We start from the raw sequence: 1752 nt of genomic DNA on the forward strand, positions 1-1752 counted from the left end.
TCTTGTTCTTGCGGATGGGACGGCCCGTGCGCAGCTTGGCGCACAACTCACGCGCGATCACCTTCCACCGGGTCGTGTAGACCGCCCGGTAGATGGTCTCGTGGCTGATCCGCAGGAGCGGGTTGTCGGCGCAGGGCGGACGGTTTCGGGCGACCCGCCTGCTCACGGGCGCGTTGCTCAGCAGCGAACGCACGGTACTTCAACCGACCGCCGTTGCGAGAGACCTCCCGGCTCACCGTCGACGGCGGACGGCCGATGGACACGGCGATCGAACGCATGGAGGCGCCGGCCTCGAGACCACGAGAGATCGATTCCCGGTCCTCAGGGGTCAGCCGATCCGCCCGACGCACCCGCTCGGCGGGTGCGATGCCGCCGTGGTGCTTCAACACGGTGAAGACCGAGCCGGGCGGCTTGCCGAGCGCTCGGGAAATCACACTAATGGACTCACCGGCACGCCAGCGCCGCCACAAGTCTTCTTTCATCGCGTCCGGCATTCCCGGCCGACCCATCCGAGCCACGATCCACCCATCCACCAGCAGTGTTGCGTTGATCGTCTGAATCTATGGCGGCCTGGATCCGGACCCTCTCGCGCCGGACCCGAGCTGCCGCGTTCATGCCACCACCAGCCGGATACCTCATACCTCCGGCATACCGAACCCATCGATCCGGATCACGCAGACACGCCGACGGACGTCAGCCCTTCAACCTCTGTATACGGCCCACCCGATCACAACCCGACAGCCACACAACCCCGGAACTTGCAACCGCCCTGCAAGATCAGGGGCAAAACCCGGGGAAACTGTTGAACGCGTGACTGTCTTCGCTCGTTGAGAGGCCAGTACAGGAAAGATGAGGAGATCCGGATGGCACCTAGGTATTCCGATCAGGTCTATGCGCAGGCGTTGAACCGCCACCCGGTAGACACCCCCATCACGGGCAACACCACAGTGATGCTGCCCGGTCGTCCCGTCCCTGTTCCCATCGGCAAACTGGTGAGCACACTGCGGAGCATCGCGGCCGGCGGGGGGCGGGCGGCGGCGCCGGATCCGGTGTTGGTCACCGCGTTGGCCGCGCACGGCCTGCACCAGAGCCCGACCGCGCTCCCCGACGGCAAATGGCGGCTGCTACCCAGCGGCGCCAGAATCACCTGGCCCGATCAGGACTATGCGCAGGCGTTGAACCGTCTGCCGGTAGGCACCCGCATCGTTCGGGACGCCACAGTGACGCTGCCCGGTTATAGCGTCCCTGTTCCCATCGGCCAACTGGTGAGCAGACTGCGGAGCACCTCGGCCGGCGGGGGGCGGGCGGCGGCGCCGGATCCGGCGTTGGTCACCGCGTTGGCCGCGCACGGCCTGCACCACAACCCGACCGCACTCCCCGACGGCAAATGGCGGCTGCTACCCAGCGGCGCCAAAATCACCTGGCCCGATCAGGACTATGCGCAGGCGTTGAACAGCCTCCCGGTAGGCACCCGCATCACGGGCAACACCACAGTGACGCTACCCAGTCGTACCGTCCCTGTTTCCATCGGCCAACTGGTGAACAGACTGCGGGACGCCTCGGCCGGCGGGGGGCGGGTGGCGGCGCCGGATCCGGCGTTGGTCACCGCGTTGGCCGCGCACGGCCTGCACCACAACCCAACCACGCTCCCCGACGGCAAATGGCGGCTGCAACCCAGCGGCGCCAAAATCACCTGGCCCGATCAGGACTATGCGCAGGCGTTGAACCGCCTACCGGTAGGCACCCCCATCA

2 protein-coding genes are annotated in these 1752 nt (G+C 67.0%); one reads left to right on the forward strand and one right to left on the reverse strand.

The window, feature by feature from the left end; translation table 11 throughout:
• Nucleotides 1-47: 47 nt before the first annotated feature.
• Complete coding sequence (locus ACIBEF_RS32365; protein ID WP_396797220.1) at nt 48-509, reverse strand: helix-turn-helix domain-containing protein; 462 nt, start codon at nt 507-509, stop codon at nt 48-50.
• Between the two features lie 354 nt (nt 510-863).
• Here ACIBEF_RS32365 and ACIBEF_RS32370 point away from each other — a divergent pair.
• Nucleotides 864-1752 (forward strand): hypothetical protein (locus ACIBEF_RS32370; RefSeq protein ID WP_396797221.1); only part of this gene is annotated, 889 nt, incomplete at its 3' end.

This window comes from Micromonospora sp. NPDC050795 (genome assembly GCF_044456785.1).
In the GTDB taxonomy this organism is placed as follows: Bacteria; Actinomycetota; Actinomycetes; order Mycobacteriales; family Micromonosporaceae; genus Micromonospora.